Below are 14,917 nucleotides of genomic sequence, written 5' to 3'. Positions count from 1 at the left end.
TTCTTGACGCCCCGGTGCTCGGCATTTGCGGTTCGTTGACACGCCGGACAAGGCCGCAAGTATCGCGTCAAAGTACGCGGCCGAACTGTCAACACACCGTAAAGATCGAGGTCGGCGCCCGCTACGAAGGTAGAAGTGGAAGGCCGGAGACGGCTCCAGCACGCCCGGGGTCATCCGCCGGGGAGGGAAGAGAGGATCGTCATGTCGGCAGTCGCGATTGTCGTCGGATTCGTCTGCTGCGCGCTGATCATCCGCGCGCTCAGTGTGCGCGAGCAGGCACGGTGCGCCCAACCCGTCGTGATCGAAGTGGAGGGTGCGCGGCAGTGACGCGCGCAAGATGCGGAGATACCAGGCACAGCCCGCCGGATCGGCTGGGGCCGCTGGGCCGGAGAGGCGCGGCGCGCGATGATGAACGCGTGAAGCGCGGTCAGTTGCGCATCTACCTCGGCGCCGCGCCGGGAGTCGGCAAGACCTACGCCATGCTGGGCGAGGCGCACCGACGGCTGGAGCGCGGCCGCGACGTGGTGGCCGCGGTGGTCGAAACGCACGGCAGGGAGAAGACCGCGCGGCTGCTCGAGGGCATCGAGCGCATTCCGCCGAAGATGATCGAGTATCGCGGCGCCACCTTCCCCGAACTCGATGTCGAGGCGGTGCTGCGGCGGGCCCCCGCGGTGGTGCTGGTCGACGAGCTGGCGCACACCAACGCGCCCGGCAGCGAGCACGAGAAGCGCTGGCAGGACGTGGCCGAGCTGCTCGACGCGGGCATCGACGTGATCTCCACGGTCAACGTGCAACACCTGGAGAGCCTCAACGACGTCGTGGAACAGATCACCGGCATCCAGCAGCGCGAGACGGTGCCGGACGCGGTAGTGCGCGGTGCGGACCAGGTGGAACTGGTCGATATCACGCCGGAAGCGCTGCGGCGCAGGCTTTCCCACGGCAACGTATACGCCGCCGAGAAGATCGACGCGGCGTTGCGCAATTACTTCCGGGCGGGGAACCTCACCGCGCTGCGCGAATTGGCCCTGCTGTGGCTGGCCGACCAGGTCGACGCCGCGCTGGCCAAGTACCGGGCCGACCACAAGATCACCGAGCTGTGGGAAGCACGCGAGCGCGTCGTGGTCGCGGTGACCGGCGGACCCGAGTCGGAGACGATCGTGCGCAGGGCGAGCCGAATCGCCACCAAATCCAGCGCCGACCTGGTGGTCGTGCACGTGGTGCGCGGCGACGGCCTGGCCGGGGTCTCCACCGGGCGCCTGGCCAGGCTGCGCGAACTCGCGGCCAGCCTGGACGCTTCGCTGCACACGGTCACCGGCGACAACGTGCCTACCGCCCTGCTCGAGTTCGCCCGTGAGGTGAACGCCACCCAGCTGGTGCTCGGCACCTCGCGGCGCTCGCGCTGGGCGCGGATCTTCGACGAGGGCATCGGCTCCACGGTGGTGCAGCTGTCCGGGAAGATCGACGTGCACATGGTGACCCACGAGGAGGCTCATCGCGGACTCCGGCGTTCGGTCCTGTACACCCGTCACCCCGTGACCGCCTGGCTCGCCGCGTTCCTCGTGCCCGCCTTGGTGTGCGCACTCGGCGTCGCGTATCTGGACAAGGTGCTGGATCTGGGTGGGATGAGCGCGATGTTCGTGGTCGGCGTGGTCGCCGTGGCGTTGCTCGGCGGCGTCGTGCCCGCGTCGGTTTCCGCGCTCCTTTCCGGCTTGCTGTTGAACTGGTTCTTTACCTCGCCCCGCTACAGCCTGACCATTGCCGAGCCGAACAACTTCATGACCGCGGTGGTGCTGCTCATCGTCGCTGTCGCGGTGGCGGCACTGGTCGATCTGGCCGCGAAGCGGACCAGACAGGCGCGCAAGGCCTCCCGTCAGGCCGAGTTGCTGACCATGTTCTCCGGCGCCATTCTGCACGGCGCAGACCTGCCCAAGCTGCTCGAGCAGATCAGGGAGGTCTTCGCCCAGCGCGCGGTCAGCCTGATGGCGGGTGACCAAGTGCTGGCCGAGGTCGGCATCGATCCACCGCGACTACCCTCCGATGCGAACACCGTGGTCGAGGCGGGCGACGCGAAGCACTTCTTGCTCCTCGCGGGCCGCCCGCTGGCGACGGCGGACCGGCCGGTGCTCAACGCGGTAACCAACCAGGCCGTCGCCCTGGTGCGGCAAGCGCGATTGGCCGAGGAGGCCAGCGCTGCCGCGGCGCTGCTGGAGGCCGACCGTTTGCGGCGGGCCTTGCTCTCGGCCGTCAGCCATGATCTGCGCACCCCGCTGGCCGGAGCAAAAGCGGCGGTGTCCAGCCTGCGCAGCGACGACATCGAATTCTCCCCAGAGGACACCGCCGAACTCCTGGAGACGATCGAGGAATCGGTGGACCAGCTCACCGCGCTGGTCGGCAATCTGCTCGACTCGTCGCGGCTGGCCGTCGGCGTGATCACGCCACAGCTGCGGCGGGTGTATCTGGACGAGGCGGTGCATCGCGCGCTGGTGAGCGTCGGAATGGGCGCCCGGGGCCTGCGGCGCGCGGCGATGGACCGGGTCAAGGTCGAGGTCGGCGACGTCTCGGTGCGCGCCGACAGCGGCCTGCTTGAACGAGTGCTCGCCAATCTCATCGACAACGCGCTCCGGCACGCGCCGCGCGACAGCTTGGTCCGGGTCACTGGAGAACGCACTGGCGACCGCGTCTCGATCACCGTCGTCGATACCGGCCCTGGCGTGCCTCCCGGCACCGAGGAGCAGCTGTTCGAACCGTTCCAGCGCCTCGGTGACCGGGACAACACCACCGGCGTCGGCCTCGGCCTCTCGGTGGTGCGCGGTTTCGTGGAGGCGATGGGCGGCACGGTGCACGCCGAACCCACACCCGGGGGAGGATTGACCATGCTCGTCGATCTACCCGCCGACGAAGTGCCGAACTCCAGTGATGTGGGCGGCGAGGTCGCGCACGAGACGATGAGCGCAGGTGAGTGAGGTGTCCCTGACGACACAGGAGGCGGCGGTCGTGACGAAAACGCCCGAGGCGGTGGCGACGAAGGTGCTCGTGGTCGATGACGAACCGCAGATCGTGCGGGCGTTGCGGATCAATCTGTCGGTCCGCGGCTACGAGGTGATCACCGCGGCCACCGGTGCCGCGGCCCTGCGCGCGGCCGCCGACCGGCATCCGGACGTGGTGATCCTCGACTTGGGCCTACCCGACATGGACGGCATCGAGGTGCTCGCCGGGCTGCGCGGCTGGACCTCGGCGCCGGTGCTCGTGCTGTCCGCGCGAACCGACTCCGCCGACAAGGTCGAGGCCCTGGACGCGGGCGCCGACGACTACGTCACCAAGCCGTTCGGCATGGACGAGCTGCTGGCGCGGCTGCGTGCCGCGGTGCGCCGCGGCGCCGCCGACGGCGACTCCCCGGCTCCCGTCGTGACGACCGCGTCGTTCACCGTCGATCTGGCCGCCAAGAAGGTGACCAAGCACGGCGAGACGGTGCATCTGACGCCGACCGAGTGGGGCATGCTGGAGATGCTGGTGCGCAACCGCGGCAAGCTGGTCGGGCGGCGCGAACTGCTGCGGGAGGTGTGGGGCCCGTCCTACGCCACCGAGACGCACTATCTGCGGGTGTATCTGGCCCAGTTGCGGCGCAAGCTGGAGGACGATCCGTCGAACCCGAAGCACTTGCTCACCGAGGCGGGTATGGGTTACCGCTTCCAGGAGTAATCCCAGCCACCAGCAACCGGCGGTCCGGAATGGCGCGGCGTTGCCAGGCGCGAGCCGATCGCGACGAGAATGGCAGGATCGAACCCATGGCTGAACAGACCGCTACCACCGCCACCGCGGCGCCGACCGCGCCGGAACCGACGACGTTGTGGGTCGAGCGCACCGGAACCAGGGCCTACACCGGCCGCAGCTCCCGCGGCGCCGAGGTCCTGATCGGTTCGCAGGGTGTTCCCGGTGTGTTCACCCCCGGTGAGCTGCTGAAGATCGCCTTGGCCGCCTGCTCGGGCCTGAGCGCGGACTTCGCGCTGTCGCGCAAGCTGGGCGACAGCTTCGACGCGACCATCCGGGTCTCCGGCGACGCCGACCGGGAGAACGAGGTCTACCCGCAACTGGACGAGGTGTTCGAACTCGACCTCAGCGAACTCGACGACGAGGCGCGGGAGCGGCTGCTGGTCACCGTGCAGCGCGCGATCGACAAGGTGTGCACGGTGGGCCGGACGTTGAAGGCGGGATCGAAGGTGACGCTGTCGTTCGACATCGAGGCCTGATGGACGACGCCATCCGGTTGAGCGCATGGGTGCACGGCCTGGTCCAGGGCGTGGGATTCCGCTGGTGGACCCGCGCCCGTGCGCTGGAGCTCGGGCTGGCCGGGCACGCGACCAACGCCCGCGACGGCCGGGTGCACGTGGTGGCGGAGGGCCCGCGCCCCGCCTGCGAGCGGTTGCTCGACCTGTTGCGTTCGGGGGATACACCTGGTCGGGTGCGGTTGGTTGTGGAAAGCTGGGAGCCCGCGCGGGGTGATTTGACGGGTTTCGAGGAGCGGTAATGGTGATTCGGGCGACAAGGGGGGAGCAGCGGTGAGTACGCGAGATCCGGGTGACGGCAAACGGCCGGACGACGCCGAACCCGAACGACCGGCCGAGGACCGGCCCACGCCTGCGACCACGCCCGAATCAGCCGACCAGCAAGAGCGGCCGGCACCCACATCCGGCGGCACGGACTGGTCGACGCCCGTGTCCGCGCCGAGCGGACCCGCGCAACCATCGGAGATCGACTGGTCGACGCCGACTTCGGTGCCGCCCGGCACGGGGACCGGCCAGGAGCCCGCAGAGGGCGCTCCTGAAGAGCAGCCCGCCGCGCCCCAACCCCGGCGCGGCAGCGTGCAGCGTCAGGAACCAGGTGTCACGCAGCCGCGGCCGCCCACGGTGGCCGAGGCCAGGGCCAGAGACAAAGCGCGTAAGCGCGCCGAAGAAGCGCAGCGCGCGGCCGCGGCGGCCGAGGAGGCCAAGAAGCGCAAGCGCAAGCGGGTCATGATCGGCGGTGTCGCCATCGTCGGCGTCGCCGGTCTGGTCGGCGGCGGCTACCTCGCCTATCGCGCCCTCGCCGCGCCGGACCGGGTCACGGCGCACTGCGTGAAGACCGAGAACGGTCAAGAGATCGTGGTCGACGACTCCTACTGCGGTGAAGGCCGTCCGGGCTTCACCAGCGGTGTGCCCGGCGTGATCATCCTCGGCGGCGGACCGCAGTACCGCTACTACTACGGCGGCACCGGCACCATCGGCAAACCACCCACCGGCGGCACCACGATCAAGCCGAAGGGCGCCGAGATCAAGACCAAGAGCGGCACCACGATCCAGCGCGGCGGACTGGGCAGCAAGAGCACCGGCGGAGGATCGTAGATGCGGCGCGTACGGGACACGCCCCGGCCGGGCTGGCAGCAGATCATCGAAAGCCAGGGCTTGGTCTACGGTTCGCCGGGACGGGATGCGAGCGGGCAGCCGCGGCCGTACTGGGACGAATCGGTCCATTACGAGTTCGAGATGCCGGAAATCCTCGCTTTGGAGGCCGATGTCGAACTGCTGCACTCGATGTGCCTGAACGCGGTGGAGCACATCGTGCTCACCGAGCGGTTCGCCGATTTCGGCCTGCCCGAGTGGAGCTGGGGCCCGATCGCGGAATCCTGGAAACGCTCCGACCCGCACGTCTACGGACGTTTCGACCTGCGCTACGACGCGCGCCGCCCAGCGAAACTGCTGGAGTACAACGCCGATACCCCCACCTCGTTGCTGGAGGCGGCGATCGTGCAGTGGCACTGGCTCACCGACCGTTACCCCGGCGGCGACCAGTGGAACTCGCTGCACGAGAGGCTCGTCGAGCGGTGGGGCGCGCTGCGTGACGTGCTGCCCGCTCCGCAGCTGCATTTCACCTGGTCCGGCGCGGACGCCACGGGTGAGGACAACGTCACGACCGCCTATATGCAGGAAACCGCGGCCGAGGCCGGGTTCGACACCATCGCGCTGCCGATCGAGGAGGTCGGGTTCGATTCGGAGCTGGAGCGTTTCGTCGACCTGGCCGAGGCGCCGGTCGAGGCGATTTTCAAGCTCTATCCCTGGGAATGGGTGCTCGACGACGAGTTCGGCAAGCGCGTCGTGGACAGCCTGCCGCAGACCATGTGGGTCGAACCGCTGTGGAAGACGCTGCTGAGCAACAAGGCGATCCTCGCGGTGCTGTGGGAGATGTACCCGGGCCACCCGAATCTCTTGCCCGCCTACCTGGACCAGCCTCATGAGCTCACCGAGTACATCCGCAAACCGAAGCTCGGCCGCGAGGGCGCGAACATGACCATCGTCGGCGCCGGCTTGGAGACCGCCACCGGCGGCGTCTACGGCGAAGAAGGCTACGTGTACCAATTGCTGGACCCACTACCGGAGTTCGACGACATGCGCCCGGTGCTCGGCGCGTGGATCGTCGGCGATTCCGCGGCCGGTCTCGGCATCCGCGAGACCGCGGGACTGATCACCGACGACGGCTCCGCCTTCGTCCCGCACCGCATCACCGATTGAGCATCGTCACCGACGAACACGAATCCGCCTCGACCGCAGGCCAACCCATTTCGGAAGGATCAAGATGACCGCAGTCGCCCTGGAATCGGGGTACTGGAGTTCGCTGGGCGAGGGTGTGGGAGCGATCATCCTCTACGCCCTTGTCGGTTTGGTGCTCATGCTCGTCGGCTTCTACGCCGTCGACCTGACCACGCCGGGCAAGCTGCGCAAGCTGGTGGTGGCGGGCAAGCCGAACGCCATCATCGTGACCGCCGCGGGCATGATCAGCATGGCGTTCATCGTCGTGCTCGCCATCTTCGCGGTGGGCGGCGGCGGCAAACTCTCCGAAGGCCTGATCGCGGCGCTGGTGTTCGGGCTGGTAGGCATTGTCGCGCAGGTCATCTCGGTGCGGGTCATCGAGCGGGCGCTCGGGATCGATATCGGCGCCGCGTTGCACGCCGAGACCTACACCCCCGAGGTCCTCGTCGTGGCGGCCGCGCATTTCGCGCTCGGCCTGGTCGTCGCCTTCGCGATTCTGTAGCGGTCACCGTACGCGCAGGTCATCGCGGGGCGCGCGCACCCGTCAGCCGCTTCGCGGTACGAGCCGGTGGGTCAGCTGCCGTCCAAATGATCGAGGCAATATGCCGCCGCCGCGAGGTATTGGCGGCACTCCGGGCCGTGACCGGCGTGCACGCCGCGTATGAACAGCGCGCGGTCCAGGTCGAGATCGGTCGTGGGCTCCGCGGTGCAGTCCCGGTGCTGCGTGCGCCACAGATCCTGCATATCCAGCGATGTCTGCATCGTGCACCTCCCATGCCTGCGTTTCAGTGCGAGAAGGCTTGCCAACATCCTTACGCTGGAGGCATACCCCGGCTCGGCTTCCGGCAACCTGACCTTGTCATCGGGTCACCAATCGCCAGTCGTCGGGAAGGCGCGCCGCGGTGATCTGGGTGCCCTCCACCTCCAGGTCGACGGTGATCGCACCGAGGCGCAACGCGCGCAGCGAGACCCGCCCCCACCGTTCGGGAAGGTGCGGGCGCACGGTGAGCGTCCGGGTCGGAACGTCCGGCTCGAGCCCGAGAAACGCGCGCACCAGCAGCAGCGGCGCGGCGCTCGCCCACGCCTGCGGCGAACAGGACGTCGGATACGGCACCGGGGTGGCGAACCGCGACCGGGGAAAGCCGCAGTACAACTCCGGCAGCCGCCCGTCGAACACAGCTGCCGCGTCCAGCAATCCGATGGCCAGCTGTGTCGCGAGTTCGACCGCGCCCGGCACATGCTGGTAGCGCAGCAGGCCCGCCACCGCGATCGCCGTATCGTGCGGCCAGACCGAGCCGCAGTGGTAGCTCATCGGGTTGTAAGCACCCATGTTCGACGCCAACGTGCGCAGTCCGAAGCCGGAGTCCATCTCCGGACCCCCCATATGCCGCACCAGTTCGGCCGCGTGCTCGTCACTTGCGATACCCGACCAGAGGCAGTGCGCCGCATTGCTGGTCAGCGCGTCGACCTGCCGCTTGCCGCCGTCCAGCGCCACGGCGTACCAGCCGCGGTCGGGCAGCCAGAACTGCTCGGCGAACTTGCCGCGCAACTCGGCGGCGCGCTCGCGCAGTTGGGCGGCCAGCCGCGGATCGTCGAAGGCATCGGCCAGCTCGGCTCTCGACAGCAGCGCCGCGTGCACATACCCCTGCACCTCGCACAGCGCGATGGGCGCCTCGGCGATATGGCCGGAGGCGTCGTTGATTCCGTCGAAGCTGTCCTTCCACCCCTGGTTGATCAGGCCGCGGTCGGTCGCACGGCGGTACTCGACGAAGCCGTCGCCGTCGCGGTCGCCGTAGTCGGTGATCCAGCGCAGGGCTGCGTCGGCGGCCGGCAGCAGTTGCCGGATCGCCTCGGGATCCGCGCCCCACCGATGGCATTCGGCGAGCAGCATCACGAACAGCGGCGTGGCGTCGGCGCTTCCGTAGTAGATATTGCCGCCGAGCACCTGGCCCCCGGCCGGGCCGCGGCGCATCTCGTGCATGATGCGTCCCGGCTCCTCTTCGGTGAGCGGGTTCACCTCCTGCCCTTGCAGTTCCGCCAGCTGCTGCAGCGTGCCCAGCGCGAGGTCGACTTCCAAGGGCAGCGCCATCCACGCGGTGAGCAGGCTGTCGCGACCGAACAGGGTCATGAACCACGGCGCGCCCGCGGCGACGAACGGGCGGGCGTCGCCGGATTCGTCGTGAATCTGCAACGCGCCCAGATCGCTTTCGGTGCGGCGCAGCACCCGGGTGAGCACCGGATCGGACGCGAGGATATCGGTGGCGGTATCCCGCCACGCCTCGATCTTCCGCCCCGGCGCGCTGATTCCATAGTGCTCGCCGGGAGCGACCGCTTGGAAGCGCTGATTGCCCACCGTGGGCTGGGCGATGATCTCGGTCTGCCAGCACTCGCCGACCGGCACGATCACCCGCCACAGCAGCGTGCCCGGCATCACCTGGGGCTCCACCGTGGCCGAGATCGAGATCCCGCGGGTGCGGTCGGCATGGTCATGCAACACCAGTTCGCCGTCGGCGACCGTCACGTCGGCCCTCGCGTGTCCGGCCCGGCCCTCTTTCACCGCGAACAGGTCGACGAAATCGGCGTCCACATGCAACTCCAGCAGCACCGCCGTGGGTTCGCGCCCCATGTTCTCCAGGGTGAGCAATTCGTGCATGCCGTCGGCGACGATCCGTTCGCGCACCACCAGCAGCGTGCTGTCGGCCAGGCCCGCTTGCGGCGGCCTGCGCAACACGAACCTGGCGGCGAACGCCTCCGGACTCAGCACCGAAAGCGACTCGGCGGGTTTGCCGTTCACCAGCAACTCCCAGCGGGAGAGCACGCGCGCGTCGCGGAAGAACAACCCGTGCGGCTTGCCCGGCTCCACATCGCCGAGCCGGTTCGACAGGCAGAACGTGCCGCCTTCCACCAGGGTCACCGAACCGCACCCCCCGAACCCGGCCGGTTCACCGGAATTCAGGGGGGCGGGACTCATTGGTGGGGTACCGCTCACGCCAAGCCGCTCGCGGCGACCCTGGCCGGCGCCGAAGCGGGCACGCCCGCGTCGACCGGCACAGCGCCGAACCGCTTCTTGGACCGCAGCACCCGGCGATACACCTGCTCGTAGCCGAGGCCGAGGGTGTCGGAGCCGAATTTCGCCTTCACATGGGCCCGGCAGGCGAACGGGTCCATCGCCCGGACTTCCTCGATGGCCGCGGGCAACTCGGCGGGGTCGTCACAGATGCGGCCGGTCACGCCGTCGACGATCACCTCGGACACCGCCCCGCCGCGCAGCGCGACCACCGGCGTGCCACAGACCATGGATTCGATCATCACCATGCCGAACGGTTCCTCCCAGCGAATCGGGAACAACAGGCAACGCGCATTGGCCAGTAGCTTACGCTTGGCCGTGGCGTCGGCGAGGCCGAATACGTGGTCGTTGTCGGTCAGCAGCGGCCGCACCTTCTCCTCGAAGTAGATCTGCTCGGGTCGTTCGCTGCATTTGCCCGCCAGCACCAGCGGGATGCCCGCGGCGTGCGCGGCTTCCACCGCCAGGTGCGGGGCCTTGCACTCGCTGAACCGGCCGAGGAACAGCGCGTAGTCGTCCTTGTCGACGCGAAACGGCCAGTCGTCGACGTTCAGCGCGTTGTGCACGCGCCCAGACCAGTTCAGGCCGGCGGCGAGTTCGCGCTGCCGGTCGCTGATCGCGACCAGCGCCACCTCGTCGCCCAGATCCTGGTAGTACCGGTAGATGTCGTCCTCGACCGGTCCGTGCACGGTCAGCACCGTGGGCAGGCCGAGGCGCTGGAAGACGGATGCGTTGAGCGGCCCGGCGAAAGTGTGGTCGTGCACCAGGTCCACACCCGATGTGGCCGCGACCTTCTCGATCGCGCGGCGCACCCGGATCGCGTGCACGACCTCGGGGAACGGCTCTCCGAGGCGTTCGGGCACGGCACGATCCCACACCGGCACGAACTTGGCTTTGGTGCCCGGCTCCCCCGCCCCGAACAGGGTCACGTCGTGCCCGCGGGCCACCAATGCGTCGACCAGATCGGCGACCACGGCCTCGACACCGCCGTATGCCTTGGGCGGCACGTCGAAATACGGTGGCACGACCATCGCGACGCGGAATGGACCGCTGGAATGGTCGACCGATAAGTAGTCGGACGCCGCCATCGGCAGATCGGACAATTCCCTCTGCCCCGAAATCGGCACGGACATCGCGCTCATGACCCTCCTTCCAGGGACAACCAAGTAGCACTCGCATTCACCCAGCACTCGGAGTACCGGGCGCCGAACTGAACTAAGTGGCCCCCGCGGCGGAGGTGAAGACCTTGCTGCACCGCCGTCCATGGGGCTTGGTTGGCCTGGTCACGCCGTCGGCATGATCAGGGGGGCCGTCTGGGAGGTACCTCAGACGCGCCGTTTCAAACCCATCGATGTGACTAGAGTCAACGAAGTAGCAATTAATCAGCAATCAGTGGGTAGTCCGATGGCCCCGATTCGTCAAGCCTCGATGACAACCTTCGGATCTTCGTCGGCATCCGCGCCCGCCGCGACGAACGACAGCAGATTCTCGGCTTCGGCGCGGACCGCCGCCTCGTCCGGCGCCGACAGCGGATGCCACGGCAGGATGCGCAGCGTGGCGCCGTCCAGCGACCAGCGGCCGTGCACGAAGCCGTCGACCAGATACATGGGCACGCCCGCGGACGCCTCCTTGGCAGTGCGCTTGCGATCTTCCTCGCTGATGATCCTGCGGCGGTCCTTGTGGCCGAGCAGCACGTTGTCGAACGCGGGCAGAAAACGTACGGGCACGGGCACATCCGGCTCCGCTAAGGGCGCATCCGGTAGATCGAACAGCACGCGGTGCTGGTCGTCGGTGAACACCCGCAGCCGCGTGCGCATCTCGTCGACGACCTCGGCCAACCGCGTGATGCCGGCCCACGCCTGCATATCGGCCACCGTGGCAGGCCCGAACGCGGCCAGGTAGCGCAGGACCAGCGTCTCGGGCTGCGGCGCGGCGGACATGGGCGCGCCGATCCATTCCTCCGCCAGCCCCACCGTCACGTACCGGTTGCGCCACCGTCCCCACACACCGGTCTCCGAACCGTGCGCCAGCGGGACCAGCAACTCCACCGTCTCCGCCAGCCGACGGGTGTGCCGGTCCGGAAAGCGATCCGCGAGCAACTCGCCCAGCTCCCCGCGGCGCAGCAGCCGACCGGCCAGCATCTCGCGTCCGGCCGCCGCGAGTTCCTCGAGGTCGACGCCGTCGATCTCATCGCGGAAGTACGGCGCCTTCAGCGCCGCATCGACCACCGGCTGCACCGTGGGCCGCAACCAGCGGAAGTCGGCGGCGTCGGCCAGATGCACGGTCCGGCGGATCATGGTGGAGCGCACCAGCCGACGCTCACGCAGCAGCGCGGCCAAGTCGTCGTGCCGGAACGCCGCCAGCCGCGACCACAGTCCCACATACGGCCAGTTCGGCTCCTGGCCCTGCACGGCGACCAGATGCCGGACGAGTTCCAACGGGGTCAACGCCACCCGCTCCACCAGCTTCTGGCGGACGAGAAGCGTCCGATTCAGTTCGCGCAGCGAAAGTTCCGTCATGCGTCCATCGTCGCGGATACCACCGACAGGTCGGTGACGGCGCGGTACTCGGCGAGCGTGCGGGATTACCGGTCGGGCAGGCAGCGCCCCGGGTCGGGCAGGTCGGCGCACGGCGCGTTGCCGTGCGATCGCAGCACCTCTTTGCCGGTCTGATCGGTCAGGAAGTGCAAGAAGCTCGCGGCGAGCGAGTCGCCGGGCAGTTCGCCATTGCTGTAGGCGTACTCGACGCCCCAGAACGGGTAGGCGCGCCGCACCGCGGCGTCGCGGCCCGCGCCGACGCCGTCGATCGCGACGGTGGGCAAACCCGCGGCGATCGCTTCGGAAAACTCCACATAGCCTATGGCGCCGCGAAGTTCAGCGACCGCCTTGTGCATGTCCGCGGTGACCTGCACATCACAGTGCGCGAGCGCGGTGATAACCGTGTCCTTGAGCGCCGTGCAGCTGATGTGCGGGCGATCCGGTTGCCCGCCATCGAGCAGCCCGCGCTCGAAGGTGTTTCGCGAACCCGAACCGGGATTGCGGTTGACCAGCAGCACCGGCAGGTCCGGACCGCCCACCTCGCGCCAGTTGCCGATCTTGCCCCGGTAGAGATCCTGGATCTGGGCGACGGTCAGGTCACGGACACCGATGTCGGGATGCACGATCATGGTGAACAGTGACAACGCGAGCGGGCGGTGCACCAGGCTCGGGTACCCGCTGCCTTTGGCGCCGTCGCTGATCGCGAGGAGACCGGAATTGCCCGCGCCCTCCTCGGCGAGCCGGTCCAAGCCGTCCTCGGTCCCCTCGAAGTCGAACGCGAATTCCGCTCCGGTGCAGCGCTTCCGATACTGGTCGGCGGCCTCCTGGATGACCGGGCCGAACGCCGAGGACCCGATCACGGTCAGCTTGCCCGACGCGCACTCGAGCGGCGGCGGCGACGGCTCCCGCCAGATCACCACGAGCAGGAACCCGATCACCAGCACCAGAGACATCGTGAACGCGACAAGCCTTCGGGACGTGCCCGCGCGGGTTTCGATGATCCGGCCGCCCTTGATGCCGCCGCGCAGCACCGGATCCGGGTAGTTCCCCCCGCCGTCGGAGCGCTGCAGGATGGCCAGGATCTTGTAGTGATCGTCCTTGCGGAGCGGTACCTTCGGCAAATCGATCACGCCGATGTGCCCGCCGGTGTCCTCGCGCACGTCGATGCCGGAGTTGCGACCGAGGTGGTCGGCCAGCGCCGAAGGATCGCTCAGTTCGTTCACCGCCATGCCGATCACCCGGCGCTGCGGAAAATGCAGGTGCAGACCGATCTGCTGGCTCGGCGCTGTGTAATCCTCGATATCGATGCTGGTGATACCCGCGTTCTCGATGCGCACCAAGACGACCGAGATGTCCTTCAAGTCCGGGCTCGCACCGTCGGCCGAGGGACGCAGCTGGGTGAGCACCCCGGGAAACCTCGACTCGATCTCGCCGGTTACCGGCGTATCCATCTGCACCCGGTAGCCGAGCCGTTTGCGGCCCGCCAGAACGAATTCCCATAACGGCCCGACGACCGCCACGACGAGAGCTATGACCGCGGCAAGGGTACCTATCAGCGTCAGAACGGTGTCGAGCGGCAAGTCGCCCACCAGATGATCCCACTCCCCGAGAAAACCGTGTGGCACTCATTCTGTGCGGCGAACATGCTCCGGCACACCGGGATTAGAACTGTTCGACAACCGTTAACCCGCCGGTCATGCACCAGCGCGGGTCCACGCCAGCAGATCCGCCAGCGGCCACGTGTTGATCACCCGTTCGGCGGCAACACCGTTCGCGACCGCGCGCTCGCATCCGTACCCCTGCCAGTCGAGCTGTCCGGGCGCGTGCGCATCGGTGTCGACGGCGAAGTGACAGCCCATCTCCACAGCCAAGCGCAGCAACCGCGATGGCGGATCGAGTCGTTCGGGCCTGCTGTTGATCTCGACGGCGGTGCCGTAGGTGCGGCATGCCTCGAAAACCACCTCGGCGTCGAAGGTGGATTCCGGCCTGGTCCCACGACCACCCGTGACCAGACGGCCGGTGCAGTGCCCGAGCACGTCGACATTGGGATCGGCGACCGCGTACGCCATGCGCTTGGTCATCGTCGCGCTGTCGTCGCGCAGATGCGAATGCACGCTGGCCACGACGATGTCCAACCGGGCGAGCAGGTCTGCCCGCTGATCGAGAGTGCCGTCGTCCAGGATGTCGACCTCGATTCCGGTGAGGATGCGCAGCGGCGCCATCCGGTCGTTGAGTTCGGCGACCACGTCCAATTGCTTGCGCAGCCGGTCGGCGGACAGCCCGTTGGCCACGGTCAATCGCGGTGAATGGTCGGTGAGGGCGCAGTATTCGTGGCCGAGCGCCGCCGCGACGCGCATCATCTCCTCGATCGGGCTGCCGCCGTCCGACCAGTTCGAGTGCGTGTGCAGATCGCCGCGCAGACGCTCGCGCAACGACTTGCCCGGCGCCCCGATCGGCTGCGCGGCAGCGCGCAGCTCGGCCAGGTACCGCGGCACCGTGCCCGCGTACGCCTGTTCGATGACGGCCGCGGTCTTGGGTCCGATGCCCGCGATCTCCTGCCAGCTCCCCGCCGCCCGACGCGCCTCGCGCTCCTCGTCGGTCAGCCCCGCGACGGCGTCGGCGGCGCGCCGGTAGGCCTTGACCCGGTGGGTTTCGGCTCGGGCCCGTTCCAGCCAGAAGCCGATCTCCCGCAACGCCGCCACCGGACCGGGCGCGATCGCACGGTCCGGAGTCCCGCTCGGATCCTGGTCGAACAC

14 protein-coding genes are annotated in these 14,917 nt (G+C 68.6%); 8 read left to right on the top strand and 6 right to left on the bottom strand.

Annotated features, from left to right (window positions below):
- The first annotated feature begins 201 nt into the window (after positions 1 to 201).
- From IU459_RS39255 to IU459_RS02860, 8 genes are all read left to right on the top strand, one after another.
- Positions 202 to 327 carry a hypothetical protein gene (locus tag IU459_RS39255; RefSeq protein ID WP_267469757.1) on the top strand — a complete coding sequence of 42 codons (126 nt, stop codon included), beginning with the start codon at positions 202 to 204 and terminating at the stop codon, positions 325 to 327.
- Positions 328 to 416: 89 nt separating this feature from the next.
- Entirely contained in the window at positions 417 to 2,963 is a 2,547-nt protein-coding gene (locus tag IU459_RS02890) for an ATP-binding protein (protein WP_195127878.1), read from the top strand.
- A gap of 52 nt (positions 2,964 to 3,015) precedes the next feature.
- Entirely contained in the window at positions 3,016 to 3,699 is a 684-nt protein-coding gene (locus IU459_RS02885) for a response regulator (protein ID WP_324198737.1), read from the top strand.
- A gap of 86 nt (positions 3,700 to 3,785) precedes the next feature.
- Positions 3,786 to 4,247 carry an OsmC family protein gene (locus IU459_RS02880; protein ID WP_195127877.1) on the top strand — a complete coding sequence of 154 codons (462 nt, stop codon included), beginning with the start codon at positions 3,786 to 3,788 and terminating at the stop codon, positions 4,245 to 4,247.
- A complete protein-coding gene (locus IU459_RS02875; protein WP_195127876.1) occupies positions 4,247 to 4,525 on the top strand; it encodes an acylphosphatase in 279 nt (92 codons plus the stop codon). Before IU459_RS02880 ends, IU459_RS02875 begins: the two co-directional genes overlap by 1 nt.
- A gap of 31 nt (positions 4,526 to 4,556) precedes the next feature.
- Positions 4,557 to 5,378: a hypothetical protein gene (locus IU459_RS38305; RefSeq protein ID WP_228837279.1), complete on the top strand. Its 822-nt coding sequence runs from the start codon at positions 4,557 to 4,559 to the stop codon at positions 5,376 to 5,378.
- Positions 5,379 to 6,542: a glutathionylspermidine synthase family protein gene (locus IU459_RS02865; protein WP_195127875.1), complete on the top strand. Its 1,164-nt coding sequence runs from the start codon at positions 5,379 to 5,381 to the stop codon at positions 6,540 to 6,542.
- 64 nt (positions 6,543 to 6,606) lie between these two features.
- Positions 6,607 to 7,062 (top strand): DUF350 domain-containing protein, encoded by a 456-nt coding sequence (locus tag IU459_RS02860; protein WP_195127874.1) that lies wholly within the window; start codon positions 6,607 to 6,609, stop codon positions 7,060 to 7,062.
- A gap of 71 nt (positions 7,063 to 7,133) precedes the next feature.
- On the opposite strand, the gene IU459_RS02855 is transcribed toward IU459_RS02860, so the two are convergent.
- The 6 genes from IU459_RS02855 to IU459_RS02830 all read right to left on the bottom strand — a co-directional run bounded on the left by IU459_RS02855 (position 7,134) and on the right by IU459_RS02830 (position 14,917).
- A complete protein-coding gene (locus tag IU459_RS02855; RefSeq protein ID WP_195128205.1) occupies positions 7,134 to 7,322 on the bottom strand; it encodes a hypothetical protein in 189 nt (62 codons plus the stop codon).
- Positions 7,323 to 7,419: 97 nt separating this feature from the next.
- Complete coding sequence (locus IU459_RS02850; RefSeq protein ID WP_195127873.1) at positions 7,420 to 9,531, bottom strand: amylo-alpha-1,6-glucosidase; 2,112 nt, start codon at positions 9,529 to 9,531, stop codon at positions 7,420 to 7,422.
- A 14-nt stretch (positions 9,532 to 9,545) separates the two neighbouring features.
- On the bottom strand, positions 9,546 to 10,712 hold the full coding sequence (locus tag IU459_RS02845) for a glycosyltransferase family 4 protein (RefSeq protein WP_195128157.1): 1,167 nt from the start codon (positions 10,710 to 10,712) through the stop codon (positions 9,546 to 9,548).
- A gap of 330 nt (positions 10,713 to 11,042) precedes the next feature.
- Entirely contained in the window at positions 11,043 to 12,143 is a 1,101-nt protein-coding gene (locus IU459_RS02840) for a winged helix DNA-binding domain-containing protein (protein ID WP_195127872.1), read from the bottom strand.
- Positions 12,144 to 12,208: 65 nt separating this feature from the next.
- Positions 12,209 to 13,750 carry a PstS family phosphate ABC transporter substrate-binding protein gene (locus tag IU459_RS02835; RefSeq protein WP_195127871.1) on the bottom strand — a complete coding sequence of 514 codons (1,542 nt, stop codon included), beginning with the start codon at positions 13,748 to 13,750 and terminating at the stop codon, positions 12,209 to 12,211.
- A 105-nt stretch (positions 13,751 to 13,855) separates the two neighbouring features.
- Positions 13,856 to 14,917, bottom strand: coding sequence for a PHP domain-containing protein (locus tag IU459_RS02830; protein ID WP_324198712.1), 1,062 nt, complete (start codon positions 14,915 to 14,917; stop codon positions 13,856 to 13,858).

The sequence above is a fragment of the Nocardia amamiensis genome, from assembly GCF_015477605.1.
GTDB classification, from domain to species: Bacteria; Actinomycetota; Actinomycetes; order Mycobacteriales; family Mycobacteriaceae; genus Nocardia; species Nocardia amamiensis_A.
This window is presented reverse-complemented; position numbering and strand designations above follow the sequence as displayed.

What these genes read in the sequence shown, in the direction of transcription:
- IU459_RS39255 (WP_267469757.1), top strand. Translation starts at nt 202, where the DNA reads ATGTCGGCAGTCGCGATTGTCGTCGGATTCGTCTGCTGCGCGCTGATC.
- IU459_RS02880 (WP_195127877.1), top strand. Translation starts at nt 3,786, where the DNA reads ATGGCTGAACAGACCGCTACCACCGCCACCGCGGCGCCGACCGCGCCG.
- IU459_RS02875 (WP_195127876.1), top strand. Translation starts at nt 4,247, where the DNA reads ATGGACGACGCCATCCGGTTGAGCGCATGGGTGCACGGCCTGGTCCAG.
- IU459_RS02865 (WP_195127875.1), top strand. Translation starts at nt 5,379, where the DNA reads ATGCGGCGCGTACGGGACACGCCCCGGCCGGGCTGGCAGCAGATCATC.
- IU459_RS02860 (WP_195127874.1), top strand. Translation starts at nt 6,607, where the DNA reads ATGACCGCAGTCGCCCTGGAATCGGGGTACTGGAGTTCGCTGGGCGAG.
- IU459_RS02855 (WP_195128205.1), bottom strand. Translation starts at nt 7,322, where the DNA reads ATGCAGACATCGCTGGATATGCAGGATCTGTGGCGCACGCAGCACCGG.
- IU459_RS02850 (WP_195127873.1), bottom strand. Translation starts at nt 9,531, where the DNA reads ATGAGTCCCGCCCCCCTGAATTCCGGTGAACCGGCCGGGTTCGGGGGG.
- IU459_RS02845 (WP_195128157.1), bottom strand. Translation starts at nt 10,712, where the DNA reads ATGGCGGCGTCCGACTACTTATCGGTCGACCATTCCAGCGGTCCATTC.
- IU459_RS02840 (WP_195127872.1), bottom strand. Translation starts at nt 12,143, where the DNA reads ATGACGGAACTTTCGCTGCGCGAACTGAATCGGACGCTTCTCGTCCGC.